General features: G+C 61.5%; 1 pseudogene. It reads left to right on the top strand.

The window, feature by feature from the left end:
- Positions 1-6666: pseudogene (sypA, locus tag AO388_RS21905) on the top strand (syringopeptin non-ribosomal peptide synthetase SypA); the annotation flags it as partial.

Here is a 6666-nt window from a genome sequence, read left to right as displayed (position 1 = left end):
GGCGGCTGTGTGGTGGTGATCGGGCAGAACGACTTGCTCTCCCCATTGAACTTCCAGCGCCTGCTGCTGGAGCAATCCGTAACCGTGCTATGGATGACCGCCGGTTTATTCCATCAATACGCTTCGGGGCTGGGCGAGGCNTCTGCTTAATGGCTATGGCCCGACCGAGGCGACGACCTTTTCCGCGACCTGCGAGATTGTTTCGGTCGGCAATGGCTCGATTCCTATTGGCAAACCCGTGGGCAACAGCCGCCTGTATGTGCTCGGTAGCCAAGGCCAACCCGTGCCGTTGGGCGTGCCCGGCGAGCTGTATATCGGCGGGCAGGGTGTCGCCAGGGGGTATTTGAATCGGGATGAACTGACCCTTGAGAAATTTGTTGCCGACCCGTTCGACAGCGACCCACAGGCACGCTTGTACCGCACCGGCGACCTGGTTCGCTGGCGTGCCGATGGCAATCTGGAATACCTGGGTCGTAATGACGATCAGGTGAAAATCCGTGGTTTCCGCGTTGAACTGGGTGAAATAGAAGCACGCCTGGCCGAGCATTCGGATATTCGTGAAGCCGTGGTGCTGTGCCGTCAGGATGAGCCTGGCGACAAGCGTCTGGTGGCTTATGTAACCGCGCTGCAGCCTGAAACCGCGCTGGACATCGAACACCTGCGTAACCATCTGCAAGGCTTGTTACCGGACTATATGGTGCCGGCAGCCTACGTGCAGCTCGATGCGCTGCCGCTGACCGCCAATGGAAAGCTTGACCGCAAGGCGCTGCCAGTGCCGGATGCGCAAGCGCTGATCAGCCGTGGTTACGAAGCACCGAAAGGTGAGGTCGAAGTGGTGCTGGCCGAGATCTGGGCCGAGGTACTGCAGGTCGAGCGGGTTGGTCGCTACGATAACTTCTTCGATCTGGGCGGGCACTCTCTGCTGGCCATGCGCATGGTGTCTCAAGTACGCCAACAGCTGGGCGTTGAATTACCGCTGGGCGAGCTGTTTGCACTCGGTGAACTGGCAGCGGTGGCCACAGCGCTGAATGGCGTGGCGCGCAGTGAACTGACAGCGATCCTGCCGGTTAAGCGTGATCAGCCAATGCCATTGTCCTTCGCCCAGCAAAGGTTGTGGTTCCTGGCACAGATGGACGGCGGTAACGAAGCCTATAACATCCCGATGGCACTGAGCCTTGTGGGGGCGCTCGACGTCACCGCCCTAGCCCGAGCCCTGGCACGTATCGTCGAACGCCATGAAACCTTGCGCAGCCGATTTGTGACCTGTGAAGGCGCTGCGCAAGTACTGTTCGTGCCCACCTGCGCAGACGCCGGGCTGTCTGTCGAAGCCATTCGTCATGCGCCTCATGGCCTGGAAGAGTTTATTCGGGTCGAGGCGGTAGCACCGTTCGATCTGGCTAACGGCCCGCTGATTCGCGCTCATTTGCTGCAAGTGGCCGACGACCGTCATGTGCTGCTGATGACTGTGCACCATATCGTCGCCGATGGTTGGTCGATGGCTGTACTGAGCCAGGAACTGCTGAAGCTGTACCCGGCGTTCTGCCAGGGACAGCCCGATCCACTGCCGGCGCTGGCGATCCAGTACGCCGATTACGCGGTATGGCAACGTCGCTGGCTGTCCGGCGAACGCCTGCAACACCAGGCCGCCTATTGGCATCAGGCACTGGAGGGAGCGCCGACGCTGCTCACGTTGCCGACTGATCGGCCACGTCCGGCGCAGCAGGACTTCGCCGGTGCCAGCCTTGCCGTGCAACTGAATGCAAATCTGGCAGCAGACCTGCGCAAACTGGCACAACGTCAGGGCGTCACGCTGTACATGGCGCTGATGGCCGCCTGGGCGACGACACTCACGCGCCTTTCGGGTCAGGCCGACGTGGTGATTGGCAGCCCGGTGGCAGGGCGAGGTCATACCGAACTTGAAGACCTGATCGGCCTGTTCGTCAACACCCTGGCGGTGCGCATCGACACCTCGGGCAATCCGAGCGGCGAGGCGCTGCTGGCCCGGGTCAAGGCCCGCGTACTGGAAGCACAGGAGCATCAGGACCTGCCGTTCGAACAGGTTGTGGAAGTCGTTCGCCCGACACGCAGCCTGGCCCATCCTCCTTTGTTCCAGACCACGCTGAACTGGATGCCGGGAAAAAACGTTGCCGATTCGCTTGGCGACCTGAGAGTGGAGCCGGTCGAGCAGAACAGTCAGGTGTCCAAATTCGACCTTTCGCTGAACCTGAGCGAGCAGGGCGAGACGCTGGCAGGGACGCTGGACTACGCCACGGCGCTGTTCGACGAAACCACGGCGCAACGGTATCTCGACTATTTCATGCAGATCCTCGAAGCCCTGGCGGCTGATGAGCAGACGCATCTTGATCGCATCCCGCTGGTCGGCGAAGAGGAACGCCGTTACCTGCTGGAAACGCTCAACACGACGGCGCTGGCGCAAGTTAATGACGAGCAGACCGTGCATGCCATGATCGAAGCCCGGGCCGCCAGCGCGCCAGAAGGTGTAGCGGCTCAGGTGGGCGAGCATTGCCTGCACTACGGCGAGATGAATCAACGCGCCAACGCACTGGCCCATCACCTGATCAGTCTAGGCGTAGGTGTCGATGATCGCGTGGCGGTCATGGCTTGTCCCGGTCGATCCGTCACACCCTGACGAACGCATTGCCTATCTGCTGGCCGACAGCGCACCCAAAGTACTGCTGACCCAACAGGCTCTGATGAACCGTGTGCCGCAAACGTCTGCACCGGTCATCGCCTTTGACCGCCCTGAATGGCCGCAACGCCTGGAAAACCCGCAAGTGGCGGGGCTCAACCCCACGCATCTGGCTTACGTAATCTACACCTCCGGCTCTACTGGCCAGCCAAAAGGCGTGATGGTCGAGCACCGCACCCTCGGCAACCTGATCGACTGGCATTGCCAGGCCTTCGATCTCCAGGCTGGCAGCCATACCGCCAGCGTCGCAGGCTTCGGTTTCGACGCCATGGCCTGGGAAGTCTGGCCGGCGCTGTGTGCCGGGGCGACCTTGCACCTACCACCTGTGGACGTGGGTAATGAACAGCTTGATGCACTGCTCGACTGGTGGATCGCTCAACCGCTGCAGGTGGCTTTCCTGCCAACGCCGGTCGCCGAATATGCCTTCAGCCGCGACCTGTCTCACCCCACCTTGCGTACGCTCTTGATTGGTGGCGACCGTCTGCGCCAGTTCCAGCGCGATCCGGGCTTTACCGTCATCAACAACTATGGCCCGACCGAGGCCACGGTGGTCGCCACGTCGGGGCGTTTGCTGTCCGACGGCAGACTCGACATCGGCACACCGATTGCCAATACCCGCGTGTACCTGCTCGACGAGCATCAGCAACTGGTGCCGCTGGGTGTGGCGGGCGAGCTGTACGTCGCCGGAGAAGGCGTGGCGAGGGGGTATCTGAACCGACCGGAGATGACCGCCGAGCGCTTTCTGCGTGATCCGTTCCACGCCGACGCACGGATGTACCGCACCGGCGATCTGGCACGCTGGAACGCCGATGGCACTCTCGACTACCTGGGGCGCAATGATGATCAGGTTAAGATTCGCGGCGCGCGCATCGAACTGGGCGAGATCGAAGCGCAGCTAAGTCGGTTGCCGGGCATCGAAGAAGCGCTGGTGCTGGCCCGAGAGGACGAACCGGGACAGCCAAGGCTGACGGCTTATTTCATCGAGCGCGACGGTTCGCTGTCGACGCCGGTGGCAGAACTGCGCTCTGCCTTGCTGGCATTGCTGCCTGGCTACATGGTGCCCAGCGCCTTCGTGCGTCTGGACGCCTGGCCGCTGACGGCCAATGGCAAAGTCGACCGCAAGGCCCTGCCAATGCCGGATCGCGACTCGCTTCCGGATCGGGACTACGAGGCACCCCAGGGGCCGGTGGAAATGGCCGTGGCCGAGATCTGGAGTTCGTTGCTGCACGTCGAGCGGGTGGGTCGTCATGACCACTTCTTCGAGCTGGGCGGGCACTCGCTGTTGGCCGTCAACCTGATCGCGCAAATGCGGCGCCAGGGGCTCGATGCCGATATTCGCACCCTGTTCACACAGCCGACGCTGGCCGCGCTGGCTGCGGCGGTGGGTAGCCTGAATGAAATAACAGTCCCGAAAAACGCCATCCCGGACGACTGCAAGCGCATTACGCCAGAGCTGCTGCCACTGGCCGATCTCGATCAGGCCGCCATCGACCTCATTGTCGCCAGCGTGCCCGGCGGCGTGGAAAATGTGCAGGACATCTACCCGCTGGCACCACTGCAGGAGGGGATTCTCTACCACCATCTGGCTGCCGAACAAGGCGATCCGTACGTACTGCAAACGGTATTCGAGACTGCTGACCTAACGCGTTTGAATGCCTTTGTCGATGCCTTGCAAAGTGTGATTGATCGCCACGACATCCTGCGAACTGCAGTACTTTGGCAAGGCCTGGAAACACCGGTGCAGGTTGTCTGTCGTCAGGCTCGGCTGTTGCTGGAGCAGGTCGAACTCGACCCGCTCGAGGGGCCGATCATGGAGCAACTGCAACAGCGCTTCGACCCTCGCCATTCGCGGCTGGACATTAGCCAGGCACCACTTCTGCGGCTGATCTTCGCCGAAGACCAGCCCAACCAGCGTTGTGCGGCGATCCTGCTGTTCCATCACATGGTCCTCGACCATACAGCGATGGAGATTGTGCTCCACGACATGCAGGCGCATCTGCTGGGGCAGGCTGACCAACTCGAAGCAGCCATTCCGTATCGTAACTATGTGGCCCAGGCTCGCCTGGGTGTAAGCCGCGAGGCCCACGAAGCGTTTTTCCGCGAATTGCTCGGTGACATTGACGAACCGACGCTGCCGTTCGGGCTGCTGGATGTGCAAGGGGATGGCCGCGATGTTGAAGAAAGCAGCCTGACACTGGACCGGCAGTTGAATAGGCGTCTGCGCGCCCAGGCTCGGCAGCTGGGGGTAAGCGCCGCAAGTCTGATGCATCTGGCGTGGGCTCAGGTATTGAGTCAGGTATCGGGCAGGCACACCGTCGTATTCGGCACCGTGTTGATGGGCCGCATGCACAGTGGCGAAGGCGCCGAACGGGCGTTGGGCATGTTCATCAATACCTTGCCGCTGCGCGTCGATCTGGCCGGGCAGGGTGCACGGGACGGCGTACGAGCGACCCATGCCCGACTCACCGCATTGCTCGGTCATGAACACGCGCCGTTGGTGCTGGCGCAGCGTTGCAGCGGCGTGGCGGCACCGTTGCCACTGTTCAGCGCGCTACTCAACTACCGCCACAGCAGCGTTGCAGAACCCACCAACGAATCGATCGAGGCCTGGCGCGGCATCGACGTGCAGAATGGTGAGGAACGCACCAACTACCCGTTGACCTTGAACGTCGATGATCAGGGTGACGGTTTCAGATTTTCAGTGCTGGTGACCGACAAAGTCGGTGCCGGGCGAGTCTGCGGGTACCTGCAGACCGCGCTGGAAAATCTGCTTGTTGCGCTGGAGCAGTCACCGGACGCCGCGCTCGAAAGCCTGCCTATCCTGCCTGCTGCCGAGCGTGAGCAGTTGCTGATGCAGTTCAACGACACCGCGCTGGATTACCCGCAGCAGCAGACCATTCACGGGCTGTTTGAAGCACAGGTCGAGCGCACACCGCAAGCCATGGCAGTGGTTCATGGCGAACAACGCCTGACCTATCGCGAGCTTAACGAACAGGCCAACCGCCTGGCGCATGCCTTGCGCAAGCAGGGCGTGCAGCCGGATTCGCGGGTCGGGATCTGTGTGGAACGCGGCGTGGAGATGGTCGTCGGGTTGCTGGCGATCCTCAAGGCAGGCAGCGGGTATGTACCACTCGACCCGGCTTACCCGGTAGAACGAATTGCCTACATGTTGCAGGACAGCGCACCTGCCGCTGTGCTGGCGCAGTCGGCGACTGAGGCGTTACTGGTCGACGTATCGGTACCTGTGATCAATCTTGATGCAAGCAACTGGCAGGACGAATCCGCCCGGAATCCTCAGGTACCTGGGCTGACCTCAGCGCATCTTGCGTACCTGATCTACACCTCAGGTTCGACCGGCCTGCCGAAAGGCGTGATGATCGAGCACCGCAATACTGTGAACTTCCTCAGTTGGGCGCACACGGCATTCGATGGCTCTGCTCTGGAAAAAACGCTGTTCTCCACCTCGCTGAACTTCGACCTCGCGGTCTACGAGTGCTTTGCGCCGCTCACCTCGGGGGGCAGCATCGAGGTGGTCACAAACGTGCTGGAACTGCAACACGGCGAGCACGATATCGGCCTGATCAACACCGTACCGTCGGCGCTGAAAGCGCTGCTGGAAATCAACGGTTTGCCAGAGTCGGTCCATACCGTCAACGTCGCCGGTGAAGCACTCAAACGCAGTCTGGTGGAAAACCTGTTCGAGAAAACCAGCGTGCAGCGCCTGTGCAATCTCTATGGCCCGTCGGAAACCACCACTTACTCAAGCTGGGTGGCGATGGATCGCGAAAACGGCTTCGCTTCGCACATCGGCAAACCAGTCGGCAATACACAGTTTTACCTGCTGGATGAGCAACGACAGCCCGTGCCACTGGGTGTTGCCGGAGAGATCTACATCGGCGGCGCGGGCGTGGCCCGCGGCTACCTGAACCGTGACGACCTGACTGCCGAACGCTTCC

The organism is Pseudomonas sp. ICMP 10191 (assembly GCF_001467335.1).
In the GTDB taxonomy this organism is placed as follows: Bacteria; Pseudomonadota; Gammaproteobacteria; order Pseudomonadales; family Pseudomonadaceae; genus Aquipseudomonas; species Aquipseudomonas cerasi.
This window is presented reverse-complemented; position numbering and strand designations above follow the sequence as displayed.